Source organism: Rhizobium ruizarguesonis, assembly GCF_012349115.1.
In the GTDB taxonomy this organism is placed as follows: domain Bacteria; phylum Pseudomonadota; class Alphaproteobacteria; order Rhizobiales; family Rhizobiaceae; genus Rhizobium; species Rhizobium ruizarguesonis.
Window position 1 is genome coordinate 24,980 of record NZ_PQIG01000092.1, and the last position, 24,099, is coordinate 49,078.

The 24,099-nt window shown below is 58.1% G+C and carries 20 protein-coding genes and 5 pseudogenes; 11 read left to right on the plus strand and 14 right to left on the minus strand.

Annotation, left to right across the window (positions count from 1 at the left end):
* Positions 1-2: 2 nt before the first annotated feature.
* The 7 genes from C3Y91_RS23655 to C3Y91_RS23690 all read right to left on the minus strand — a co-directional run bounded on the left by C3Y91_RS23655 (position 3) and on the right by C3Y91_RS23690 (position 8,104).
* Complete coding sequence (locus C3Y91_RS23655) at positions 3-2,081, minus strand: hydantoinase/oxoprolinase family protein (protein ID WP_131603343.1); 2,079 nt, start codon at positions 2,079-2,081, stop codon at positions 3-5.
* A gap of 98 nt (positions 2,082-2,179) precedes the next feature.
* Positions 2,180-3,262, minus strand: a complete 1,083-nt coding sequence (locus C3Y91_RS23660) for a branched-chain amino acid ABC transporter permease (RefSeq protein WP_168262698.1) — start codon at positions 3,260-3,262, stop codon at positions 2,180-2,182.
* Positions 3,263-3,265: 3 nt separating this feature from the next.
* Positions 3,266-4,180, minus strand: a complete 915-nt coding sequence (locus tag C3Y91_RS23665; protein WP_077987999.1) for a branched-chain amino acid ABC transporter permease — start codon at positions 4,178-4,180, stop codon at positions 3,266-3,268.
* Positions 4,177-4,926: an ABC transporter ATP-binding protein gene (locus C3Y91_RS23670; RefSeq protein ID WP_168575853.1), complete on the minus strand. Its 750-nt coding sequence runs from the start codon at positions 4,924-4,926 to the stop codon at positions 4,177-4,179. The genes C3Y91_RS23665 and C3Y91_RS23670 overlap by 4 nt, the downstream gene beginning before the upstream one ends.
* A gap of 4 nt (positions 4,927-4,930) precedes the next feature.
* Positions 4,931-5,701: an ABC transporter ATP-binding protein gene (locus tag C3Y91_RS23675; protein WP_094231154.1), complete on the minus strand. Its 771-nt coding sequence runs from the start codon at positions 5,699-5,701 to the stop codon at positions 4,931-4,933.
* Positions 5,702-5,760: 59 nt separating this feature from the next.
* Positions 5,761-6,960, minus strand: a complete 1,200-nt coding sequence (locus C3Y91_RS23680) for an ABC transporter substrate-binding protein (protein WP_077988002.1) — start codon at positions 6,958-6,960, stop codon at positions 5,761-5,763.
* Between the two features lie 595 nt (positions 6,961-7,555).
* The gene (locus C3Y91_RS23690) at positions 7,556-8,104 is read right to left on the minus strand and encodes a cupin domain-containing protein (protein WP_077988003.1); all 549 of its coding nucleotides are present in this window, start codon (positions 8,102-8,104) and stop codon (positions 7,556-7,558) included.
* Positions 8,105-8,281: 177 nt separating this feature from the next.
* On the opposite strand from C3Y91_RS23690, the gene hisD reads away from it, so the two are divergent.
* The gene (hisD, locus tag C3Y91_RS23695; RefSeq protein ID WP_077988004.1) at positions 8,282-9,580 is read left to right on the plus strand and encodes a histidinol dehydrogenase; all 1,299 of its coding nucleotides are present in this window, start codon (positions 8,282-8,284) and stop codon (positions 9,578-9,580) included.
* Positions 9,581-9,890: 310 nt separating this feature from the next.
* On the opposite strand, the pseudogene C3Y91_RS23700 reads toward hisD, so the two are convergent.
* Positions 9,891-10,154 (minus strand): annotated as a pseudogene (locus C3Y91_RS23700) (DDE-type integrase/transposase/recombinase); the annotation flags it as partial.
* A 38-nt stretch (positions 10,155-10,192) separates the two neighbouring features.
* Here C3Y91_RS23700 and C3Y91_RS23705 point away from each other — a divergent pair.
* Positions 10,193-10,642, plus strand: a complete 450-nt coding sequence (locus C3Y91_RS23705; protein WP_168575864.1) for a hypothetical protein — start codon at positions 10,193-10,195, stop codon at positions 10,640-10,642.
* Positions 10,643-10,905: 263 nt separating this feature from the next.
* Here C3Y91_RS23705 and C3Y91_RS23710 read toward each other — a convergent pair whose 3' ends face one another.
* Entirely contained in the window at positions 10,906-11,133 is a 228-nt protein-coding gene (locus tag C3Y91_RS23710; protein ID WP_018486537.1) for a hypothetical protein, read from the minus strand.
* A 348-nt stretch (positions 11,134-11,481) separates the two neighbouring features.
* On the opposite strand from C3Y91_RS23710, the pseudogene C3Y91_RS23715 reads away from it, so the two are divergent.
* Positions 11,482-12,089 (plus strand): annotated as a pseudogene (locus tag C3Y91_RS23715) (J domain-containing protein).
* Between the two features lie 731 nt (positions 12,090-12,820).
* Here the strand turns inward: C3Y91_RS23715 and C3Y91_RS23720 are convergent.
* Genes C3Y91_RS23720 through C3Y91_RS23730 form a run of 3 tightly spaced genes read right to left on the minus strand, consistent with a single transcriptional unit; the run spans position 12,821 to position 18,268 of the window.
* The gene (locus tag C3Y91_RS23720; protein WP_168575854.1) at positions 12,821-16,084 is read right to left on the minus strand and encodes an error-prone DNA polymerase; all 3,264 of its coding nucleotides are present in this window, start codon (positions 16,082-16,084) and stop codon (positions 12,821-12,823) included.
* A complete protein-coding gene (locus C3Y91_RS23725; RefSeq protein ID WP_168575855.1) occupies positions 16,081-17,589 on the minus strand; it encodes a Y-family DNA polymerase in 1,509 nt (502 codons plus the stop codon). The genes C3Y91_RS23720 and C3Y91_RS23725 overlap by 4 nt, the downstream gene beginning before the upstream one ends.
* Entirely contained in the window at positions 17,510-18,268 is a 759-nt protein-coding gene (locus tag C3Y91_RS23730) for an ImuA family protein (RefSeq protein ID WP_130666437.1), read from the minus strand. Before C3Y91_RS23730 ends, C3Y91_RS23725 begins: the two co-directional genes overlap by 80 nt.
* A 174-nt stretch (positions 18,269-18,442) precedes the next feature.
* On the opposite strand from C3Y91_RS23730, the gene C3Y91_RS38040 reads away from it, so the two are divergent.
* The 3 genes and pseudogenes from C3Y91_RS38040 to C3Y91_RS38725 all read left to right on the plus strand — a co-directional run.
* Positions 18,443-18,706, plus strand: a complete 264-nt coding sequence (locus tag C3Y91_RS38040; RefSeq protein ID WP_024323918.1) for a hypothetical protein — start codon at positions 18,443-18,445, stop codon at positions 18,704-18,706.
* Positions 18,707-18,709: 3 nt separating this feature from the next.
* A complete protein-coding gene (gene dinB / locus C3Y91_RS23735; RefSeq protein ID WP_130657851.1) occupies positions 18,710-19,804 on the plus strand; it encodes a DNA polymerase IV in 1,095 nt (364 codons plus the stop codon).
* 70 nt (positions 19,805-19,874) lie between these two features.
* Positions 19,875-20,015: pseudogene (locus C3Y91_RS38725) on the plus strand (BrnA antitoxin family protein); the annotation flags it as partial.
* A gap of 21 nt (positions 20,016-20,036) precedes the next feature.
* On the opposite strand, the gene C3Y91_RS23740 reads toward C3Y91_RS38725, so the two are convergent.
* On the minus strand, positions 20,037-20,522 hold the full coding sequence (locus C3Y91_RS23740; RefSeq protein ID WP_168575856.1) for a hypothetical protein: 486 nt from the start codon (positions 20,520-20,522) through the stop codon (positions 20,037-20,039).
* Between the two features lie 249 nt (positions 20,523-20,771).
* Between C3Y91_RS23740 and C3Y91_RS23745 the strand changes: the two genes are divergently transcribed.
* Positions 20,772-21,029: a CrpP-related protein gene (locus C3Y91_RS23745; RefSeq protein WP_164043100.1), complete on the plus strand. Its 258-nt coding sequence runs from the start codon at positions 20,772-20,774 to the stop codon at positions 21,027-21,029.
* 397 nt (positions 21,030-21,426) lie between these two features.
* On the opposite strand, the pseudogene C3Y91_RS23750 reads toward C3Y91_RS23745, so the two are convergent.
* Positions 21,427-21,863, minus strand: a pseudogene (locus tag C3Y91_RS23750) (GNAT family N-acetyltransferase).
* 189 nt (positions 21,864-22,052) lie between these two features.
* Here C3Y91_RS23750 and C3Y91_RS23755 point away from each other — a divergent pair.
* The 4 genes and pseudogenes from C3Y91_RS23755 to C3Y91_RS38050 all read left to right on the plus strand — a co-directional run bounded on the left by C3Y91_RS23755 (position 22,053) and on the right by C3Y91_RS38050 (position 23,867).
* On the plus strand, positions 22,053-22,772 hold the full coding sequence (locus C3Y91_RS23755; protein WP_168575857.1) for a DUF6088 family protein: 720 nt from the start codon (positions 22,053-22,055) through the stop codon (positions 22,770-22,772).
* Positions 22,753-23,022: pseudogene (locus C3Y91_RS23760) on the plus strand (nucleotidyl transferase AbiEii/AbiGii toxin family protein); the annotation flags it as partial. The gene C3Y91_RS23755 and the pseudogene C3Y91_RS23760, both read left to right, overlap by 20 nt.
* Positions 23,023-23,313: 291 nt before the next feature.
* On the plus strand, positions 23,314-23,514 hold the full coding sequence (locus C3Y91_RS23765) for a type II toxin-antitoxin system VapB family antitoxin (protein ID WP_027688372.1): 201 nt from the start codon (positions 23,314-23,316) through the stop codon (positions 23,512-23,514).
* A complete protein-coding gene (locus tag C3Y91_RS38050; RefSeq protein WP_130657855.1) occupies positions 23,511-23,867 on the plus strand; it encodes a type II toxin-antitoxin system VapC family toxin in 357 nt (118 codons plus the stop codon). The genes C3Y91_RS23765 and C3Y91_RS38050 overlap by 4 nt, the downstream gene beginning before the upstream one ends.
* Positions 23,868-24,099 lie beyond the last annotated feature (232 nt).

Below are 24,099 nucleotides of genomic sequence, written 5' to 3' on the forward strand. Positions count from 1 at the left end.
GATCAAAACGTGAGAAGATAATGGCCATTGGCCGTTACGCGGGCGGTCATGTCAGGGAACACAACGACGGTCGTCGTGGGCTCTTCGATAATGCATGGGCCATGGAAGATCATGCCGGGCTTAATGTTGTCGCCCTGATGAATCCTGGTCCTGGCTGGATTACTGGAACCGAAAAAGCAGTTGCGGTACATTTCCGGACCGGAGAAATTCTCCGAGTATCCGACCGGCTCTTTGGCTGTCTGCGAGATGCCCGTTTCGACGCTCAAGCGGGCCTTCCAGCTGATGAATTCGATGGCGCTTCCTTCGTCACGCATTTCAAAGAGACGCTCGTGTGTGCGGTGGAAGCTCTCGATGAGTGCGTTCCTCGCCTCGTTCGACGACAAGTCGGGATCGAGCACCGGTGTCGAGATTTCCCAAACCTGGCTCGCGTAACGAGCTTCGACGAAATACTCAATGCGGTGCTTGGTGCCTGGCGGTAGGTTCTTCAGACCGGCGTAGAAGGCGTCAAGCTTGTCGGTCAGACCCTGCAATGTGTTAGCCAGACCGGCGCTGTCGAAGTTGGCGCTTGTCGTGAAGTGGGTAACAGACTCCTCCGTCAGAATGTTCGCGAAGTGCATACCGGACGCTGACAAGGCAGATGCCTGCTTCGGGAGCAGCACGTTGTTGCAGCCCAACTCCTTCGCAATCAGCATGATGTTGACGCCAGCGGCCCCGCCCCCGGCAAGAATGACACTTTCGCGCGGATTGATACCCTGCCCGATGGTGATGTCGTGGATCGCCTTGATCATTACTTCCGAAGCCAGGTTCAGGATGCCGTATGCGGCTTCTTCAATGGACCGACCAATGCTTGTCGCAACCGTTTCCACAGCTTTGCGGGCGGCTTCGTTGTCAAGCGTCATCCGACCACCCAGAAAGTAATCAGGATTGAAATATCCCAACACACAGGCGGCGTCCGATACCGTAGGCTTCTGACCCCCGCGTCCGTAGCAAGCCGGCCCCGGAACCGAGCCAGCCGAGTGAGGACCGACGCGCAGAAGGCCACCGTCATCGATCCAGGCAATGGAACCACCGCCAGCGCCTACGGAGCGGATATCGACGGAGGAGATTCCGAGGAGATGACCGGTCCATTCTCCACCCAGCCAGGTGTCACGCGAGTAGACGAGCTGATTCTCTCGGACGAGACCGACGTCGAAGGTCGTTCCGCCTGTATCGCAGACGATGATGTCGCCGCCGCAGTTCTCGATGGTGCTGAACGCACGGGAGGCTACCGGTGCCATCGAAGGACCGGACTTCGCGAGCTGGATTGGCTTGCTGATGACGTCGGAAATCTGGTTGCAGCCGCCAATTGAGGTCGAGACTAGGACGTCTCCTTCGTAACCCGCTTCGCGCAAATCGCTGTTCAGGCGACGGAGATGCTGTTGCATCAGGGGCTTCAGCGACGCGTCGATTGAAGTGGCGGAAGCGCGACGATACTCACGAACAATAGGGATCAACTGGTGCGACAATGTATATGGCAAACCCGGAAGGTGTTGCTCAATCAATTCGCCAATGCGCCGTTCGTGCGCAGAGTTCGCCACGGACCAGATCAGGCTCACAGCAATGGCCTCGTAGCCCTCCTCCTTCAACTGCAGCAACACCTTGACGGCGTGAGCTTCGTTGAGGGGACGGCTTACGGTACCTTCCGAACTCATCCGCTCGTCGATTTCAAAGGTCCGGCGACGAGGAATGTACGGTTCCGGAAAATCGACACTGAAGTCGTGGGGATTGCGCTTTCCACCTTCCTTGAACACCAAGACATCCGGGAAACCATCCGTCGTCAGGAACGCGGTCTTTGCACCCTGGCGGGTAACAATCGCGTTCGTGGCGCGCGTGGTGCCGTAGATGAACAGCGAAGTTTCCGCAAGCAGCTGGATCAGCGTCTTGCCGAGCTGCTCTGCTGCGTTGGTGATTGAGTTGCTGACGCCTTCGAACGCTCGATCCGGCGTGGTCAGCGATTTACCGATGGTCAGATTGCCTTCGGGGTCGGATACGACCACGTCAGTGAAGGTGCCGCCGGTATCGACCGAAATACGATATGTCATTGGGTTCTCCGTCAAATTCACGTGCGGCAGCGCCGCCAACAAAGGCCTTCACGAAATATCGCCCTAGAGCGATTGCCGCGTACGATAAATCCGAACTGTCAGTGTGTGGCAGTCGCCGTTTGACTGGCATCCGCTAGTAATTTTTCCGAGTGGCGCTTTCTGCCGGTCAGGGCGAAAAGTTCGCGTCCACCAGCGATGCCACCGGGTCTGAAGATCAGAATCAAGGCCATGATGATGCCAAGACCGATCTCCTGGCTGCCGGGCGGCAAAGCAATTGAAGTGCTGCCGAGCGTAAAACCCCGTTCCAGAAACCGGAGAACCTCGACGATCACCGTCACGACGACTACTCCGGATACCGCCCCGGTCAGGCTGCCTACTCCACCGACGACGAGCATCGCCAAGGCGATAAATGTCAGGTTGAGGTAAAAGGCATCGATAGCCAGAATTCCGAGGAACTGGGCATAGAGACCGCCAGAGACACCGGCTACGGCAGCGCTGAGTACGAAAGCAATTAGTCGAACCCGGACCACGCGAACGCCGGAAGCTTTGGCAGCAACCTCATCGTCCCGGCAGGCTCGCAGCATGATGCCAAATCGCGAGGTCTGAAACAGGTTGGCGACCAGAACTGCGAAAATTGCCCCACCAGTTGCTACCCAAGGACCCACGACCGTCGGAATGCCGATGATTGAGCTGACACCGGCGGTGACGCTATCCCAATTGGCAAAAACGCTGTTCACGATGATGAGGAAGGCGAAGGTCGCAATCGATGCCGCGATCCCGTTCAATCTCATAATCGCCAGGCCAAACAGTAGAGCAACGACAGCGGGGAGTAGCGCCGAACCGATCATGGCCATCCAGAATGGATACTGGTTTTCCTGCAGGAACGTCGGAAGCCCCGACAGCATAATCTGCTTGAACGTCGGTTCTGCAGTCGCCCAGCCGACCGCGTATGCGCCTAAGCAGGAGAACGCGACGTGACCGAATGAAGTGATCCCTGAGTTACCAATGAAGATGTAAAGGCCGACCACCAGCGTCATTCTAATCAGCATTTCTGTGACGGAGGTTGCAATGGCCTCATCGCCAACGAGCGTGGTGACAAGCGCGATTGCTGCGACGACCAACGACAGCACGACTGCTGAAGAATGCTGGCCGAAATGCGAAAGATTTGTGTGTCCCTTCATGGCTCAAACTCGCTCAATGATGTTTTTAGCTGGGAAGAGACCCGAGGGACGACCGAGCAGGACCAGGACAAGGATTCCGAAGGCAAAGGCATCTCGGAAGCCACGAAGATCGGCAGGTAGGTAAGCTTGCAGCATCACCAGGAGAATGCCGACCAAGAAGCCGCCCACAACTGCTCCAACCAAGCTTCCCATCCCTCCGATGACGACGGCCACAAATCCGAAGAGTGCCAACGGAACGCCCATTGTATGGCTTAGAGAGCCAGTCTGGGTGACGTAAAGAAGAGAGACTGCCGTGGCCAGGATGCCAGTTACCGCGAATGCCATGCCGATTACGAAGTTACCATTCACTCCAAGATACTGGGCCATGCGGAAATCTTCTGCGGCGGCACGCATCTGGACGCCGTATCGAGTGCCGCGCAGGAAAGCGATCAGGGCAACCATCAATACCAATGTCGTCCCGATGGTGGTAAGCTGAAGGACCGGCAGGCGAACAGCGCCCAGTTCGATCTGAGTGTTCAACGACGGCCAGAGATCGACGGCCTTGGCACGTGAGCTGTAGACCAGAAGGAGACCATTCTGGATAATGTAGCTCAAGGCGAATGATCCGATCATCAGAGTTGTCGCGTTCGCGCGCCGAAGGGGTCGGAATACCAGTGCGTCTGTGAGCAGGGCGACGATCACAACGATCAGGCAGACCGACGGAAGCAGCGTCCACCAGCTCCAGTTTCCGATGAGCATCTGGGAGGTAACATCTGCGGATGGCACGATCAGGCTATAGCCACCGATAGTGATCAGATCGCCATGTGCGAAGTTGATGAGCCGAAGAATGCCGAACAGAAGACCGATACCCAGCGCCACAAGAGCGTAGATGCTGCCCAGGCTTAGGGCATCGACCATGTTCTGAATGAAATTGATCATTGTTGTGTCTCCCGGGCGTCGGAGTGCTGGAAGCCGAAGTAGGCTTCACGGATAGCTTCGCCGTCCGCGAGATCAGCCGCCCTGCCCTCAAGTTGGATTACTCCGCCACGCAACACGTAGATGCGGTCGGCATGCTTGAGAATGCGGTTGGAACTTTGCTCGTTGATCAGGAGGGTGAGACCCTCCGTGCGGCGGATATCCAGCAGGATTTGATAGATTTGGTCGATGATTTTCGGGGCCAGACCCAGCGAAGGCTCATCGACCGTGATCAGTTTTGCGCGGGTCATGAGTGCCCGTCCGATTGCCAACATCTGCTGCTCACCACCAGAAAGGCGGCCAGCCGGAAACTTCAGGCGCTCTCGAAGACGGGGGAAATATGTCAGCACCCGTTCGACGTCCTGCTTGGCCTGACCGCTGTCCTTCTGGATGTATCCAGCGATCTGAAGGTTCTCTTCCACAGTCAACGAGCCGAAGACATGTCGTCCCTCAGGCACCAGGGAAATTCCAAGGCGAGCAATCTTTTCCGGAGCCACTCCGGTGATCGCTTTGTCATTGAACTGAATGTTGCCAGAGACAACCGGTGCGCCGCCAGCGGCGGCTGCGAGCATAGTGGACTTACCCGCTCCATTGGGGCCGATTATGCACACGACCTCGCCCTTATCGACATGGATCGAAGCATCTCGCAACGCGGTCATCTGTCCATATCGGACTGTAATGTGGGATAGCGATAGGATGGTGTTTGACATCGGGTCAGGCCTCCATGCCGAGGTAGGCGGCGAGAACGCCCTCATGTCGTTTGATCTCATCCGGCGTACCGACCGCCAGGGTTTTGCCCCCGTCGAGGACGTGCACGCGGTGACAAATGCTCATCACGACGTGCATGTTATGTTCGATCAACAGGACCCCGCATCCGAAGCGATCAGGGATTTCGGCAATGTGATGTACGAGTTCGTCAGCTTCCGCGTCAGACATGCCAGCTGCTGGTTCGTCGAGGAGAATGAATTTGGGGGCGACGGCGAGGGCGCGCACGATGCTCAATCGGCGCTGATCGGTGTAGGCTAAAGCTCCGGCTGCGATGGAGGCCTTATCTGCGATGCCAATCCATTCGAGCAGCTCATAACTTGCCGCACGCGCTGGATTTCGTGCCAGGCCAAGCCCAAGGCCAGTGACCTCTACATTTTCGAGAACGCTCAAGTCGTTGAACAACCGCCCCGCCTGGAAAGTACGCGCGATACCCTCAAGGCGAAACCGGTCGGCTCGCCAACCAGCTGTGTCCGAACCATGAAGAAAAATCGCTCCTTCTGTCGGGGTCTGAAACCCCGTGAGACAATTTACCAGCGTGGTCTTTCCGGCACCGTTCGGTCCAATCAGGCCAAAGATTTCCCGGTTACCCACGTGAAGTGAAACATCTGAAATTGCCGCAAGACCCTGGAAACGAACGGTCAGATTCCTTGCAACCAGGCCGCTAGCGGTGGGCGTAGCAGCGTCATTGCCTGAGTGAAGCGACAAAATGTCAGCCATGATATTCCCCTTTTTTTGTAGGGGCACGCCAGTTAACCGGCGTGCCCAGTTCTACGCCTTTACTTCTTCAGGCGGTAGAGAACGTCGTTTGGAATATCTTGGCTTATCTTCACTTCCTCAATGACGTTCTGTTTGCCGTCCTTGATCTCGGTAACGAACATCGGGATTTGCGTCTGGATGTGAACGAGGTCAGAGAAGGAGCGCGTACCAAGAACCGTCGGAACCTCCTTGTAGGTATTCATCTCGGCAACTACCTTTTCGGCATCAGTCGAACCGACCTTCGTTACTGCCTGCGCGTAAAGGTCCAGCCACGCATAGATCGGGTAAGCATACTGCGTCGCGGGGCGGCCACCGTATTTTGCTTCATACGCCTTCGTCAGCGCTTCGACCTCGGGGCGCGGATCGCCGGAGAATACTGCCTGTACAGGCACGTAGAAGTCCTTGAGGTCCGGAACTGCACTGTTCCAATAGAGACCATCCATGCCCGTGTTGCTGAGGATAGGGATGTTAATCCCGGCTGCACGGATCTGCTTGATGGCACTGGCACCGCCAGGCGTAACCGAGCAAAGCATTACGTTGTCGACGCCTTCGTCGCGAACCGCATTGGCGAGGCGGGTGACCTGCGAACTGATCGAAGCGTCAGCGTTCTTGAACTCGTCCTTGGCGACAATGGTGCCGCCATGAAGCGGGAACGCCCACTCGTAACCGGCGCAGGACGACTTGTTGTACTCGAGCAGGTTGTCCACAAGGACATAGCCCTTCTTGAAGCCACGCTTGTTGATGCCCCATTCGGCCATCGTTGCGCCTTCAACCTGACCGGCATTGTTGGCAGTGAACGAAAGCTTGCCGACGCCTGCTACACCTGCCTTAGGATCAGACGCGCCGAGAAAGACCGAAATGAGCCCCGCCTTCTGTGCCTGCAGAGCCGCCGGAGCGCCGTAGTCATAGTCGGCCGTCACCAGAACAACATCCGCGCCGCCCTGAACCATCGCCTGGCCCGCTTTGGCACCTTCGACGCGGTCGGACTTCGTATCTTGCTGGATTTGTTTGATCGGATGGCCGAGAAGCCCGCCCTTTGCATTTTGCTGCTCGATCCACAGCTGAGCCATCTTGGTGGCTTCACCATCGTAAGCTGCTTCCCAACCCGTGAACGCCACAGCGAAACCGAGCGTGACGCCATCTTTTGCTGCATTTGCCGGCATCGCAGAACTAGCTACAGACGACGCTACCAGCGCCGAAGCAATAAGTCTCTTAAACATTGCTATTCCCCTTTTCATCGATTGGCCCAGTACGGGCTCTCAACACCAAACTTTCCAACGGCGTTGGAGAGTACTGCTGGCCTTTGGCCGTCTTTTTGAGCTTTCCGGAGAGAAAAGACGCTCCGCCGGAAAACTATGTTCTGCTAGGCTCGCTTGGTATTCATTAGAGCCCGCGATGAGCATCGTTCCCACGATAAAAGGAAACCCTGCAGCCGCGTTCGCGGGACCGATATTTTCTCGAGTTGTCGAGAACTTTTGGCGCGCCAATGTTCTTTGGCTTGGCCCCGCAAAGAACAAGGTCAGCACGGGTCTCGTCGTCCATCGAAGTGGCGAAGGGGAAAACTGCACGAGCCGGCTCGAAGAAGATCTTGCGCCGTGCCTTTTGGAAGTTCCCGCCCCGGGATACACTTGTCAGATCACGCGGCTATGGAAACCGCTAGCCGCGAGAACAGTTGACGCGATGAAAGTAGCTTTGCAAAAAACCATAGGACGCTCCCCTTTTTGTTATCGACCTAGAAAAGCAGGTTTTCCGACTTAGGGAAGCAGGGATAACGTCCCCGGTGACTATACTCACCAGCAATAGATGACAGCCACGTTAGTATGTCGGAGGGGTAATGGCACTCAAGATTTCACTCTGTCCATCATGTAGGTTTCGAAAGCGATGTGGAAGGCGACTATCGAAGTAGTAGCCGTCACCCGGCTTCAGAACCTTTTTTTGGTTACCGACGGTGATTTCGACCACTCCGGAAAGGACCATGCCTGCCTCTTGTGCCGCATGCGTAAACTCTTCGCCGGTGTCAGCCCCGGGTGCATAGCGCTCGTGTAACATTAGTAATTGTCGATTGGGATGATCGAGGCCGATGACACGATATGAAATTGTTTCAACCTTTCCAATCTCCACCAAGTTCTCAGACGAATAGAATGGAGAATATGGCAGGCTGGATTGGAGATCGGAAAAAAATCCCGGAAGGGTCGTTCCTAGAGCGTCCAATACCGCGCCGAGCGTATCTATTGAAGGGCTCATCTTGTCTCGCTCGATAAGCGAAATCGTCGAATGTGAAATTCCTGAGCGCGCCGCCAACTCCCTCACACCGAGATCGCGGCGGCGGCGCAGTTCCCGGAGCTTACTACCAATCTTTGGCAATTATCGGTTCCCTTTATTGCACCGCCTGAGAATGCCACCTTCGCCACAATCGAGATACCTGCGTGGAGCTAGCGACTACTGAAGTGGTGATTATAATGAACACGTGGTTTGTGGGCAATTGCGAGGGTGCCAAAGTTTCACGATGCTCATCAGGATCATCCCACATAGGAGGTTTTGATGACGTCGCGTCTCGATGCGCTGAAAGGTAAGTTTATACGGGTCAAGGAACCGACCCGAGATGCTGTCTCGGATACGGCTCCTGTCGAAAAGACCGTAAAGGATATAATTGCGAATGTCCGTAAGCATGGCGACGCCGCCGTTCGCGAATACTCTGTCGCGTTCGATAAGGCCAACGTGACCAACTTCGAAGTTACTCACGAAGAGAAGCTCAAGGCTATCGCCGATCTCGACCCGCAAACTCGCGAAGACACCGAGTTTGCCATTGCAAACGTCCGTCGCTTCGCCGAAGCGCAGCTGGGCACGATACTCCCGCTGGAAATTGAGGCGCTTCCGGGGTTGCACCTTGGCCATCGCGTCATCCCGATAGAAATCGTTGGCTGCTATGTCCCGGGTGGTCGCTATCCGCTCCTCTCGGCACCCGTCATGACGGTTGTCCCTGCAAAAGTCGCCGGGTGTGACCAGGTCATCGCGTGCCTTCCACCGAATGCCCATCCGGCTATGATTGCCGGCTGCCATCTCGCCGGTGCAGACCGAATCTTCCGCGTCGGCGGAGCCCAGGCGATTGCTGCAATGGCCTACGGTACTGAAACGATTCCTGCCGTCGACAAGATCGTCGGTCCGGGCAATGCGTTTGTAAACGAAGCAAAGCGGCAGGTCTTTGGTCAGGTCGGTATCGACCAGCTTGCAGGCCCAAGCGAAATCTTCATCGTCGCTGACGAGACCGCCAACCCCGCAACCCTCGCGACCGATATGCTGGCTCAGGCTGAGCATGACGTGCGCACCCGTGTAGGGCTGGTTACGACGGACCGTAAGCTTGCTGAAGAGACGATCAAGGAAGTCGAAAAGCAGCTCGAAACCTTGACGACCGCTCAGGTTGCCAGCGTTGCGTGGAAGGACTACGGCGAAGTGACCGTCGTCGAAGACGAAGAGACGATGATCGCCTACTCCGATTACATCGCCACTGAACATCTTCAGGTTCACACCCGTGACCCTCAGGCGACCGCAAAGAAGCTCCGCAACTACGGTTCGATCTTTATCGGCGAACTGGCCAGCGTTGTGTACTCTGACAAGTGCTGCGGTACGAACCACACCCTGCCAACGATGGCAGCCGGTCGCTATACGGGTGGCCTTTGGGTTGGCTCATACGTCAAGATTGCCACGCACCAGTGGCTCGACGAGCGTGGAGTCGCTGCCGTAGCTCCGGCAGCTATTCGCCAAAGTGCCACCGAGCAACTGGAAGGCCACCGTCGCGCAGCTGCGCTGCGTCTTAGCCCTCAACAGTTCGCCGCAGAGTAATTTGACTCCCAAGCCTCTGCGATCAAAAGGGCCGCTAGAAATTCTAGCGGCTTTTCAGCTTGTCTTCCTGATCGGACCGATGTGCTGGGATGTTTCCAAAACGTAAAGCTACTCGGACTCGACGTGTTCGGCACGGTCGTCGATTGAGGCAGCGTCGCCCGCCAGTACTCGGCGGCAGAGTACAAGAGTATTCGATAGGGGACCATCTTCCGCTTTTTGCACCCTCATAATTTCAGCGGCTATCGACGGCTATGGATGGCGATCGGCGGAAATTTGAATGGCAGGCGAGTCAAGGCCCGTGCGGACAGTTTCAGACGAGCTGGCCGCTGACGGCTTTCCACTGGGCCATGGCTTGCAGTCGGTGACTGCGAATTTGGTTGGCAGAAGGTTTTGTGCGATCTGGAACGAAGAGATTGCGAACAGCGGAGAACAGCGAAACAAAATGTTGCAGGCTCCCGATTGATCGGAATCCCTGGCGCATTCGTTCCCGTTTTCGAAACGGCAGATGCGAGTTCTCCGCCCGGTTGTTCAAGCTCTTGTGTGAGCGATGCTCAACACCCGGCATAACCTGACGCGTCCAAAGAAAATATTGTGACACTTGGAGAAATGACCATGCTTTTTCGAAAATTGATTCTCGCTGCCGTCATGGCAGCGGCAATTCCTGCTATGGCTCTTGCTGCCACGGCTGAGGTGACAATCAAAAACAACAGCACATCCGGTACTGCGAATGTCGGCAGTATCAGTTGCGTCGGCTGCACGCCCAACTTCCCCTCCAGCATCTCTAATGGAGCGTCAGTTGTCTTTACGGTGCAAGGCAACACCATCGACGGCTTCATGACGTTTCGTTTCGATGTGACCAGAGGTGTCGTTCCGGCTCGGACGTGCAGAGCCTCGTTGAGCGTCAACTATGATCCTGCGACCGGCCAAGCGCTCTCACTTGCCGGAACGCCGGCTTGGGTCGCCATTTCAGGTGGAACTCGGGCCCCCACCTGCACGCAGACCTCCGCTCCGACAATCTCCCGCGGTAAAGTCCTGTGGAACCTCTCTTTCGTCGCCAACTGAGGATACCTTCCTCTGGCAGGTCCGTTTTAAACGAACCTGCTCTTCCTTTCGTTGTACTTACTATGGTCGCCCAACCATGCGTTGAGCTTGTTTCAAATGTCTGTTCTCAGAAATGGTTTGGCGCAAATGCGAGGCGCAAGGCAAGCCGCACTCGCCTGGTTCGGGATTCGGACGCCATCGATCGCCACAGCGTTGTTTGCTCGTTACCATCCATATCCTGGCTTTGGCAGAGCTATCCGCCGATGCCGCGGACCGGATGAAGCCTAGTGTTCAATGCCGCATCCTTCACATTGCATCCTATCGCGCTGATCGACCAGCAGCTCCCAACCGAGCGCGGCGACTGCGAGGGCAATGTGCTGTGGGTCCCAGCCGGCGGAGCGTGCCTTTTCGAAAAGCCTGGTAAGTGAGGGCTCGAGTGCGAATTTGCATTCGATTTGATAGGCGCTGTCATTTTTTCGGATCGGAGAAGACGGTATATTGATGTCAGCCACGAGTAGGCGCCTTTGCTCTTGTTTAATCGGCGGTGAATCTTCGAAGGACGTCCTGCTAGTAACTCACCGGTTCGTGGCACGATCATGCTCTGAACATTTCCGTCTTTTACGAATTGTTTCCGAACTAAACGCACCGGCTACGCTGGGTGCCCGCGCCGGATGATCGAAACTTCCCAATAGAAATCACAAGCCCAGGTCGACCGAGCTAGATTGTCGTTTGATATTTGTGGCTTGATGCGAGGCCGTCTGAGGATCGCCGCTCGAAAGGCAGCCGCAGTCTTGCAAGCCTGGACCGACCACTCTGCGTGGATGCTTGCCGGCCCGATGGAGACCGCCATATAACGCGCGATGACATTTGATTCGAAAATTTCGTCGGCCTGAGGCCAACGAGCAAAAAATCAGCTCCGCTACGGGAGCCTTGCCAGTCGAAATGCCAGTGGGACGGCTGCGAAAGAGACGGCACCAATCGTGCGCCCGTTGGGCGAGATGGGGATGGTTTGTATCTTATGTTCTGCCCGCAACATACGAGGGAATACAACAAGGGATATAATTTCGCGAGCAATCTGTCCGATCCGGTGACCGCCCGCTATCAGAAGGAAGCAGCAAGCGGCAGCCGTAAGACGTGGGGGACCCGCGTTGATCACGTGACAGAGATGCCGCTTCCTTCGACCGTCCGCTCCGGTACGGCAAAAACCCTTAACGCACGCAAGATTGCTGCACAACATCAAGCAACGAAAGCCGATCTCCAGCGACGCAAGCTCAAGGTATTGGAAGCAAAAGCCTTCGAAACGCTCGGCCTTTCGCAGGACGCGGCGCCTGAGGAGATTAGACGCCGCTATAAGCAGATGCTCAAATTGCACCATCCCGACGCCAACCGAGGAGATCGAAACTCAGAAGATGAGCTCCAGGCGGCAATCGACGCCCATAAGATCCTCAAGTTGAACGGGTTCTGCTAGATCTGAGAAACGGCGACTTCCCACTAGGATACCGCAATTTAGCAGGCGTCCGCCGGCGAATTCCAGCCAATTAAGTCCGGAGTGTGAGGTCAGGAACGTCTGGGCTTGCCCTCCAGTGATCGGGGGCCCTTTAGAATCCCCGCGCAACCGCAGTCGACGGATGCCTCTCCGCAACATTATTGTGACCACCAAACCGGCATCAAGGTCACAACGAACATGAGCAACACGAGAGCCATGTACACTGTCCATCCAATTGCCAGACGAAACAGTCTCGGCGGGCGGGCGATACGAACTCGCAGGCGATTTATTAAGCCTGCCTCCGGGGGAACGTGCCCCTTCCCACGATGATAGCCTCCGCTAGCCATTCGAGCGCTCTCAATCAAACTACTAAACGCTAGGGACGAGTGGCCGCCCAGCGCACAGGAGTGGTGGTTGCCTGGGTAAACAACAATCGCCGGGCGACCAAAATAAAACACCAGAAACGCTCAAAGGTTCCACTTGTATACCTCATGTCACGGAAGTGTATTCGAGGTTGCTTTTTAATTTTACTTGAATAACAGTTGTAATTTTAAATGAAATCCTATGGTCTACGCTTTTATGCAGTCATTCAAAACGAATTGATTTCCCTCCAGCACTACTCAGCGACGCTCAGCGTCTTGTTTCGACGGTGTGGACTTTGCAGCGAGGATTTTTTGCACTGCTTGCGGATCCTGCGAGGACAAGCCAGCCCCTTAGTGGAAATTTCGCGCTTTCACCTTCAGGGTGTCGATGTGCAGATCCGGAATGAAGATGTCTCTGGGCTTTGCGGCCGCCACCCTGTCCCGCGAATCCGGACTTCCGGGCGACCCATGCGCGAACTCATCTCCCCTGCCCGTCGGGAGCCGGAACTCGGCGTCACGGTCGGCCAGCCCGGAAAGATCGCCGGACAGATCGAAGACTTGCTGGGCAACCAGATGGACGACGTCGCCTTCGCGCTGAATTCTCCCATTGATCGCGATCATCGATGCCCCGAGGACGACGCGACGCCGCTGCTCGAAGAGCTTGGGCCAGACGACGACGTTGGCCGGACCGGTCTCGTCCTCGATCGTCATGAAGATGACGCCCTTGGCGCTGCCGGGTCTCTGCCGGACAAGGACAAGGCCAGCCGTCATCAACCAACGACCATCCCTTGCGTTCATAGCTTCCGCGCAGATGACGATCCGGCGTTCCGTCAAGGCTTTTCGAAGGAATGCGACCGGATGTTCGCGCAGCGTCAGCCCGATGTGACTGTAATCCTGGACAACGTTGTGGCCCTCCGTCATCTGGCGGAGAGCGACTTCGGGTTCCTGCTGCTCGGCGATCGCCCTCGCCTCTCGTTCCGAGGCGGCTGCAAAGAGCGCAAGGGGTTCGTCACGCAGGGCCTTGATCGCCCACAAGGCGCCGCGCCGCTGCAGTCCCAGCGACGGCAGGAAGGCGTCGGCCTCGGCGAGCTCGACCAGAGAAGCCGCCGGGACGCCAGACCGTCGCCACATATCGTCAACGCTTTCGAACGGGTGATCCATGCGGGCAGCCACGATGCGCGCGGCATCGGCGGCAGCGAGGCCGCGCGCCATGCGCATCCCGAGGCGGACCGCGTGACGGTCGGTATCGCCGATACGCTCAAGCGTGCAGTCCCAGCGCGAACGGTTGACACAGATGGGCCGAATCTCGACCCCGTGGTTCCGGGCACAGCCGACGATTTGGGCCGGCGCGTAAAATCCCATAGGCTGCGAGTTCAGCAGCGCCGCGCAAAAGACGTCAGGGTGGTGGCATTTCACATAGTTCGAGGCATAGGCGATCAAGGCAAACGATGCCGCATGGGATTCCGGGAATCCATAGCTACCAAATCCTTCGAGCTGGCTGAAGGTCTTCTCGGCAAACTCGGCCGTGTACCCGTTCCTGATCATGCCGGACACGAGCTTGTCCTTGAAGCGCGAGACGCCGCCGGTGAACTTAAAGGTGGCCATGCTCTTGCGAAGCTGGTCGGCCTCGCCGCCGGTAAATCCGGCGCAAACCATCGCCACCTTCATGGCAGACTCCTGGAAGAGCGGGACGCCGAGCGTCTTGCCGAGAACGGCTTCCAGTTCCGGCGTCGGATAGACGACTGGCTCCTTGCCCTCCCGGCGTCGGAGATAGGGATGCACCATGTCACCTTGTATCGGGCCAGGCCGGACGATCGCAACCTGGATCACGAGGTCATAGAAGGTCCGCGGCTTCAGGCGCGGCAACATTGCCATCTGCGCCCTCGACTCGATCTGGAAAGTGCCGAGGGTGTCGGCTTTTCGGATCATCGCATATGTCGCCTGGTCCTCCTGAGGGATCTTCGCCAGATCAAGGTGCTCGTCCTTGTGTTCTTCGATGAGCGCGAAGGCCTTCGCCATGCAGGTCAGCATGCCGAGCGCCAGGACGTCGACCTTCATGAATTTGAGCGCCTCGACGTCGTCCTTGTCCCACTCGATCACTTGCCGGTCGGCCATTGCGGCGGGTTCGATCGGGACGAGATCGTCGAGGCGGTCGTGCGTCAGAACGAAGCCGCCAGGATGCTGTCCCAGATGCCGAGGGGCGCCCATGAGCTGCTGCGCAAGCTTAAGCGTTAGCGCAAGGCGGCGGTCTTCAGGGTTCAGGCCCTGATCACGAAGACTGCGATCGCTGACCAGCTCTTCCGACCACGCCCACATGCCCGAGGACAGGGCTTTGATGACGTCCTCAGGCAAGCCGAGCGTCTTGCCGACGTCGCGGATGGCACCCTTCGCCCGGTAGCGTGTGACTGTTGAGCAGAGTGCGGCCTTGTCCTTTCCGTAGGTCTTGTAGATCCATTGAATGACCTCCTCACGCCTCTCATGTTCGAAATCGACGTCGATGTCCGGCGGCTCGTCGCGCTCCTGGGAGACGAAGCGCTCGAACAGGAGATCATTGGTCGAGGGGTCGATGCTGGTGATGCCGAGGATGTAACAGACAGCCGAGTTCGCCGCCGAGCCCCGCCCCTGGCAAAGGATGTCTTGCGACCGGGCGAAGCGGACGATCGAGAACACGGTCAGGAAGTATGGGGCGTATTTCATCGTCCGGATGAGATCGAGTTCGTGACGGACGATTCTGAGAACCTCCGGCGGCAGTCCTTCCGGATAGCGGCTGGGCACGCACTCCCAGACATAGTGCTCGAGGGATTCCTGCGGGCTCTTGTCAGGGAGGATTGCCTCCTCGGGATATTGGTAGGTCAGCTCCTCCAGCGAAAACCTGCATCGCTCGACGATCTCCGTCGTCCGCGCCAACGCTTCGGGGTAGCGTGGAAACAGTCTCTCCATTTCTTCCGGAGGCTTGAGGTATCGGTCGGCATGGCGCTCACGCTCGAAGCCAACGTCGTCGATGGTGTTTTTGTTGCGAATGCAGGTGACGACGTCCTGGAGCTGCCGTCGGCCCGGCTCGTGAAAGAGGACGTCGTTCGTGACGACTGTTCGGACGCGGTGCCTCATTGCCATGTTCGACAATTCGTGCAGCCTCAACTGGTCGTTCGGACGACGCCGGAGGCAAAGCGAGACATAGGCTCGGTCCCCGAATATCTCAGCCATCTTGCGAAGTTGGACGGCGCAGTTCTCGTCAGCAAGGTCAGGCACCAGGATTCCAAGCAGCCCCTCGGAATAGAGAGCGACGTCGTCGAGGCTCAGGACGCAGTTCGCCTTGCCGCCCCTTCCCTTGCCAAGCGTGAGGAGCCGGGTGAGCCGCGAATAGGCGCCGCGATCTGTGGGATAAACGAGGATCGACATGCCATCCTGCAGATCCAGCCGACAACCAACGACGAGGCTGACGCCTGTCGCGCGCGACGCCTCGAGCGCCCGAACAATTCCGGCCAGGCTGTTGCGATCGACAACGCCGAGAGCGTCGATGCCGAGCTCCCTGGCGGTAACGAAGAGCTCGTCGGCGGAGGATGCGCCGCGAAGGAAGCTGAAATGCGTCGTGACCTGGAGCTCGGCATATCTCATCCGAATATCCCGTGCATGAACCACCTATGGGGGCCTGTTTCGGGATCGATGCCGTCGCCGGAGCGAAAGATCCAGTATCGCTCGCCGCTTTCGTTTTCGATAACGAAATAGTCGCGCACCGCCTCGAGTTCGCTGTCGCGTTTCCACCATTCGCCGAAGACGCGTTCCGGTCCGTCCGCGTGTTTCACGCGATGACGCTTGCCGCGCCAGGTGATGCTGGCCGGCGGATGATCCGGCAGCAGGGCTATTGCCTCGATCGGATCGGGACGGGCAAACAGCCTCACCGGCCGCCGCCAATGGTGGACCCAATCTTCCGTCACGTCCTTGCCGACCGCGGCGATACGCTGGACGCTACGCTCCGGAACATCGGACGCGACTGGCGCGACCCGGTAGACGCGCTGGCCTCGATTGCCGAGGACGTCGATCAGAGGCGTGATGTCGGCGTCCTCGTCGTCGACAAGCGAGGAAGCCTTCTGCTGCTCTACGAGCGGTTCCGACAACACGGCGACGAGGGTCAGCTTTTCGATCCCGAAACCTGGCTCGATCGTCTGCGTCCGGTCGCGGAACAGTTTCGCCAGCCAGGCGACGTCTCGCGCCGGCTTGGCGGTGCCCGCCCGGATCGCCTGTCTGGTCCCATCGACCTTCTCGACGATGAGATCGGTCCGGCGGACGCCAAGACCCTTCCGTTGAAGTTCGGCGACGAGCTGAACAATCAGCCGGCCGACATACTTGTCGATGGTTTCCGCTGCACCGATTGGTTCAGCGAACGATCGAACGACCTCGACGAACTCCGGGCTACGGATTGGATCTATCGGTTCGGAGACGCGACCAAACATCTGGTCGAGACGCCGTCCGATCTCCGGGCCGAAGCGAAGCGCCAAGGGAGCGCGCGGCGTCGCCGACAGCTCGCCGATCGTCCGGAAGCCGAGCATGCGCAGATCAACCACGATCTTCTCGGGTAGCCGCAGTAGCGAGATCGGAAGGCGTTCGACGGCCCGGATGGTCTCGCCACTCGGTATGATGACGGTTTCGCGGCCAATGGCACGGGCACATGCATGAGCCGCGCCCCATGTGTCCGCGATGGCGACCCGTGCTGTCAGGCCCTTGGCGTGGAACCGATTGGCGATGCTCGTCAACATGGGCTCCTCGCCGCCCTGAAGATGGTCAGCACCCTCCGTGTCCATGACGATGCCGTCCGGCGCGTCGACGGCGACGATCGGCGAATACTGCGTCAGCGCCCACATGGTGATGCGCTCAAGCGCCGCCGCATCGGCGGCCGGATCGGCGTCGATCATCCGCAGGCCCTGGAAGAGTGCCTGCGCCTTGGCGGCCGGCATGCCGACGTGGATTCCGGCCTTTCTGGCCGCGGCGTCGGCGGCCGAGACCCAGCGCTTGGAGCCGCTCTTCGAAATGACGGCAATCGGCTCAACGGGAATAGTGGGATCGGCCCGCCTGATCCTGTCCGTCGGCAGAACGGGAAAATATATCGACACGACCCTTGGCATCGCAGGCTCCTACTTCGAATTCGGCGCACTCACCCGCTTTCACCCTCATCAGTTCCAGAAGCCACCTCGCCCGGCCGACGCCTGGAACCGGCAGTTCCTCGCTTGGAATGACGCTCACCCTCCAGCGTGTGGTCGCGGCCGTCGGCTGCCCGAAGTCGCTGGCCTCGGTCTGCCGTCGCCACCGCCGCACCGCGAGCGCCATCGTGCCGGTCTTCTCGGCAGCAAGCTGCAGCCGCCGGGACGCCGCCATCGGCAACCGGACGATCTCGCCGATCACCGCACCGAGACCGCCATACGAGAGGCCCTCCTCCATGTTGGCAAGGACGTCCTCCTCCTTGTCGGACTCGACGAAGACGACCCGGTTCGGATGCAGGCCCGCCTGCGCCAGGGCCGGGAAGAACAGGTCGGGACGTGTCAGGCACCAGACGACCTTGCCTTTGGTACGCGCGGCAATGCCAGCCACGAACAGGGCGGCCGCCGCGCCATCGACGGTGCCGGCCCCGCCGCCGGCGCATTCGTGCAGCGCCCCGTAGGCCAATCCACCGCCCGGAAGCCGCTCATCGATCTGTGCCACGCCGAACGGCAAAACGCCTCGCTTGCGCTGGCTGGCGCTTTCCAGATGCGCTATCTGCTCGCGCAGGCCGTCGAGGACAGCGTTTGGGCCGACGGCTGAGTTCATGATTTCCCTTCGACGGCAACCCGTTTTCAGCTTGAGTAACAGCAATATGTTCTGTATCTGTTCTCAAGGCGTAAATGAGTCAATGCGCATATGACCCGCTGAAGTTGAGCACGGGTGCAGGGCAGAAAAATCGCCAGCGGATTCAATCGGATGGCGAAGAAGGATTATTTTCGAATGCGCCGAACGCGGCCTGTGGACGATGCGGTGCCGAGACTGAAGGATCACAAGGTCCAGGTAGTCGAACTCATCTGTCGTGTCTGCGATCGCCATTCAGCCCACGAGCGCAATCTCTTGGTGAAAGCGTTTGGAGCAAGCGTCAGCTTCGCGGAAATCCGCCGACGCATGGCCATGGGCTGCGAACGGATGCAGACGCCCCAAGGTGACAAGTGCGGAGCACACTTTCCATGTTTGGGGAATGGTCTCGCTGATGGAAACTAGAGGATGACAGGCGAAGAAAGCAGCAGGCGGCCGCGCAAGATCGTGCATGTCGACATGGATGCCTTCTACGCCTCGGTCGAGCAGCGTGACAATCCGGAGCTGCGTGGCTTGCCGGTTGCCGTCGGCAGTCCTGCTGCCCGCGGCGTGGTGGCGGCCGCCAGCTATGAAGCCAGAAGGTTCGGCGTTCATTCCGCCATGCCGTCGGTGACTGCGCAGCGCAAATGCCCCGACCTGATCTTCGTCAAGCCGCGCTTCGATGTCTACAAGGCCGTGTCGTTGCAGATCCGGGCGATCTTTGCCGAGTACACCCCGATGATCGAACCGTTGTCGCTTGACGAAGCCTATCTCGACGTCACCGAAAATCTCAAAGGCATGGAGATCGCTACCGAGATCGCCGCGGAAATCCGCGCCCGGATCAAAGCGACCACTGGGCTCACCGCCTCGGCCGGCATTTCCTACAACAAGTTCCTCGCCAAGATGGCATCCGACCAGAACAAGCCGGACGGCCAGTTCGTCATCACGCCGAAGAACGGTCCGGCCTTCGTCGAACGCCTGCCCATCAAGAAGTTTCATGGTGTCGGACCGGCGACGGCCGAGAAGATGCATCGGCTCGGGATCGAGACTGGAGCTGACCTCAAGGAGAGAACGCTCGACTTCCTCGTCGAACATTTCGGGAAGTCAGGACCGTATTTTTATGGGATCGCCCGCGGGATCGACAATCGTCTGGTCAAACCGGACCGCGTGCGGAAATCCGTCGGTGCTGAAGACACGTTTTCGCAGGACATCCATTCCTTTGAGCCCGCCCGCGAAGGCCTTCAGCCACTGATCGAGAAGGTCTGGGGATACTGCGAGGCCAATGAGATCGGTGCCAAGACGGTGACCCTCAAGGTCAAATATGCCGATTTCAGCCAGATCACCCGCAGCAAGACCGTTCCCGCACCTCTGCCGACGATCACTGATCTGGAGGAGGTGGTCGACCTTCTCCTTGCGCCAATCTTCCCGCCGCGAAAAGGGATACGCCTGCTCGGCGTCACGCTGTCCTCACTGGAAGAACGGCGGGCCTCTCGTACAGCACCGCAGTTGCGGCTTGCGCTTTAGGCCGCCAGCATCGACTGGGCCAGAGCGTTTGAATGGCGCCCGACCCGGGCTGTCCCTTATGGCAGCAACTATGGGAAACCGACCCCGCAGACCTATCAATCCGATGGACCCAGCCGAAGCATCGTTCAAGCCGGCGAAGTAGACTGCGGAACCGGCTGTCGGGCCACCGGCGCTGCCAAATATGAAGGAACTCGTTTCGATCAAAATAGACCGGCTATGACGAGGCAGGATTTCAAGCGCTCGCCCCGAAGCCCTTGTCATCGCGGGGAATGATATTTGGATTGTCCCCTTCGATCTTCGGATAGAACTGAGATTCATGTGCCCAATCAGCCTCAGCCTCTTCCAGTTCCTCAGGAGAAAGGTAGCGGATTACGAGCTTGTCGAGAACGTCTTCCACGTCCTGGGCCATTCTGAGCAGGTCCGTGGACTTGCCGAGATGTCCGCGCTCGCCGAAATAGTCGAAGCACATGCCCCAGACTGTATTGCGAAGGTCGAGAACCTTTTTCGTCGTCTCCGGTGAAAGGTATGGGTTGTCTCCAAACTCAAGTGAATCAGACACGTCCTGCGCCCGACGGGACAGGCTTTCTGACCGAGACCTCGAACCATCCGTTTCGAAAACGTCATAGCACTGTCTGCCGACATGCTCGGCGTAGACCGCGATCTTCATGACGTCCTGGGGCGAGATGTCCGGATCATTTCTATATAAGATCGTAGGCATGCAGCATCCTCCATTCTCGGGACGGGGTATCGGGTCGCTGTAAGGATGTTCTTATTTTGTTCTTTTTCTAGGGAGAGTCAAGGGCGCATTTTCCAGTGCCATAGGGGGAGCTTCAACTTCATGGCGCGGGCGGAGCCACCGGAGCAGGGGCGCTTTGCACTCACAACTGTGCCAAATTAACCCATTAATTAGCATTCGCTTGCATGCACGGACGGCAATGTTACCGTTGCTCACCGTGGGGGATCGCGCATGACAATTGAAGAGCTGATCGATTTACAGGAAGCAGGCTCGAGGGCGCGGGTACTCGGACTAAAGGCCCACGAGAATCCATACCTCGCGGCCCATAGGGTGCCGACTGGTGATACCAGTGCTCTCGGAGACTGGCTTGCGCGTCACGACGCGTGGAAGTTCGGTTGGGAAGCGGAGGATGCTTGTCGCGAAGGTAGGATTGTTGCTCACTTCAAGGAACCGATCTCGATTGCCACACAACGCCCGCTCGATGCGTAGCGATGAGCGGACGGTTGTTCCGGAGCAATTTCGGGATGCTCTTTTGCGCGTGGCCGACAAGGCGGGTATCGCTTCTCCAACTGTCGTTCACCGACGACAAACAAGGAGGCGGCTGGCAGCGATCAGCAGGCCCAATTCGCATACGCCGTGACGACGGCCGGCTCCGCTTTGCAGCCCCCGACTTACGCCGTGTTGGCCAGGTAAAATCTGAGCCTCCGGCGCAGATCATGATAGGACTGCATCTTGCCTCCGATGCTATGGCTAATTCGAATTGGCTGGTTAATGAGCCCGTTGCGTAGGCGATGCCCCAGTCAGCGACGTCAGTGCGCATCCGACATTTCGCAGCGCTCGACTTTGGGCAGAACAGCCTTCAGTTCCGCGAACAAACTGCCCAAGATCATTTCGATTTGGAGTAGAGTCCAAGGTTGTTGCTCAACGCGAATCCGCAACGCCGATAAAATTCTGACAACTCACCATCTCTCTTCGAGATCAACCAAACGCTGTTACACCCTTCTCCGCTTGCGGTTTCAAAAACCGCCGAAAGGAGTGCGGTCCCTATTCCCGCACGCTGTGCTTCGGGCAGCACCGAAAGCTCGTCGAGGTAAATGACCGGGCCGGCATGGCGCCGCTGTCGTATGCCCAATGCGATCCCGAGCACCTTGCCTCTATCAATTGCCGCAAGCGCAATCGATTTGGGTGTGTCGAGCACATAGGTTATAGCTTCAACCGCCGCTTCAAGCGACCAATTCTCGTTCCATGGAGGGCGAGCGTAGGCAATACATCGGCCGCGCCTTTGAGATGTTCTGAAACAAGCCGTTCAATCTGAAATGACATAAACCAGCCTCACGTCGCGTGAGGTGACATTTGCCCCAGCGCGACGGAAATTTCAAAGGAAAGGGTTCCCAGTGCGCGTCCACACCTCATGCTGACCAATAATTTGATACAAATTTTGGTTAGTAATCGAGCCAGCTCTTGTTACTGACCAAAATTTGTATATATTTTTCGGTCAGAGGTGGCGCTGTAATGCCTGATCCCACATCCGATACACTGGAGCGAATTCACGACCGTATCGCCAAGGCCGCACCTGCCGGCGTCTGGTCGCGTGCCGATTTTCTGGATATCGGAACCCCCAACGCCGTCGAAAAGGCAGTGCAGCGGCTTGCCAACCGAGGCGCCATTCGTCGCCCTCACCGAGGCCTATACGACAAGCCAGCCACAAGCCAGTTGACCGGCAAGATGGTCTTTCCGCCGCGGGCCTCATTCATCGATGCGATTGCCCGGCGCGACAAGCTGCGAGTCCTTGTGGAGGGCATGACCGCCGCCAACGACCTCGGTCTGACGACAGCCGTCCCGGCACGCTCGACGATCTACGCCGATACCTATCCAAGGACGATCGAGATCGAAGCCAACGCCGGCGATCCGAACGCGACGAAACCGGTTATCTACACGCTGGATTTCAAGCGCATCTCGGCAAAGACCGCCTTCTGGGCGGGACGGCCGGCCATGCGTGTAGTCCAGGCGCTCAATTGGTTCCGGGACGAACGATCCAACTTGGACGTCGTCGTCGAGGGCATCGCGCGCCACCTAGCGCAAAACCCGCACCGGGAGGCGATCATCGAGGATCTGCGCGAAAACATCCACGCCATCCCCGCCTGGATGTATTCGGCCGTGGACGCGATGATCCGTGCTCCCCGCCCCTCAACCCACGAAACACTGGAAAAGCATGAAACAGGCGTTCATTGAAATCCTCCGTTCGACTGTCGATGAGCGCAGGGCGCTCTTTTCCGCCGTAGCTTCCGATCTGGAAACACGGGCTGAGAATATTGAAAAGGACCTCTATGTCTGCTGGGTGCTCGACTTTCTGTTCAATCGGCGCCCGGCTGATCCCGTACGTCTTTACTTCAAGGGCGGCACCAGCCTCAGCAAGGCGTACGGTCTGATCCGACGCTTTTCCGAGGATATCGACATCGGCATCTACAAGGCGGATCTGAACCCCGGCCTGATGAAGCCGAGATTGATCCGGCCGCTTTCCAGCCCGCCGCTCTGGTGATCTCGGCCCGAAGATCGATCTCGCCTAAGATCCCGACGCAGCACTCGTAGAAGGTCTCCCCTGCCCTCACCATTTCCACTGTCTCGTCGGGCCGATGAGCGGCGGACAGCCCGAGCTCCCGCCGCAGCGCCTGCACATCGTTGGAAAGCGCCAGCTGGCGACGCGCACCTTGGCTGCTCCGCGTAGATTTATCATCAAATGGTGCTATTTTGTGCTTAATCACGGACGCGGATGATGCGATCAACGATCAATCTCGACGACACACTCTTGGATAAAGCAAGGTCCTTGACCGGCACCAAGGAAACCGCAGCGCTTGTCCGCCAGGCGTTGGAGACGCTTGTTCGCGTGGAATCGGGAAAACGCCTCATTGCGCTTGGAGGAACCATGCCCGATGCGGAGGCAGCTCCGCGCCGCCGGAGCACTGCGTCTAAGTGATACTCGCAGACACCTCGATTTGGAGTGATCATTTCCGCCATATGAATGCCGAGCTGCGTTGGGTCATCGAAGGTGATCGGCTACTTTGTCACCCGAGCGTCATCGGCGAACTGGCTCTTGGCAGTCTGCGGGATCGCCGCAGCGTCCTGCTTTCCTTACGGCTCAGCGCAAAGCGATCGTCGATCGATCGACATGGCATTTTCAGCATGGGCATTGGCTACACGGATGCCCACTTGTTGGCGTCGGTCCTCCTCGAGCGGCGAGCAGCTTTGTGGACGAGAGACAAGCGCTTGCGAGCAGCGGCCGAAAAGGCAGGAGCTGCCCTGCACATACCGGTCGACAGATCCCATTGAGTGTTCGAGCCGACCCTCTCTCCTCGAAACGAGGCGTTTCAGCCATGGCGGCGATGGACATGCGCTGGCCGGTCGCATTCTTGCGATACCGTCGCGACTTCCACGGCAAGGGCGTCCCTCCAAACAATGAGCATACCAGGCGAAGGCGCTTCCGCGCCGGCGCCAGTTCGCGCACGGCTTGACCGGTTAAAGGGGTAGCCGCAGGAGGGTTAGCATCGCGCCGCTCGCAACG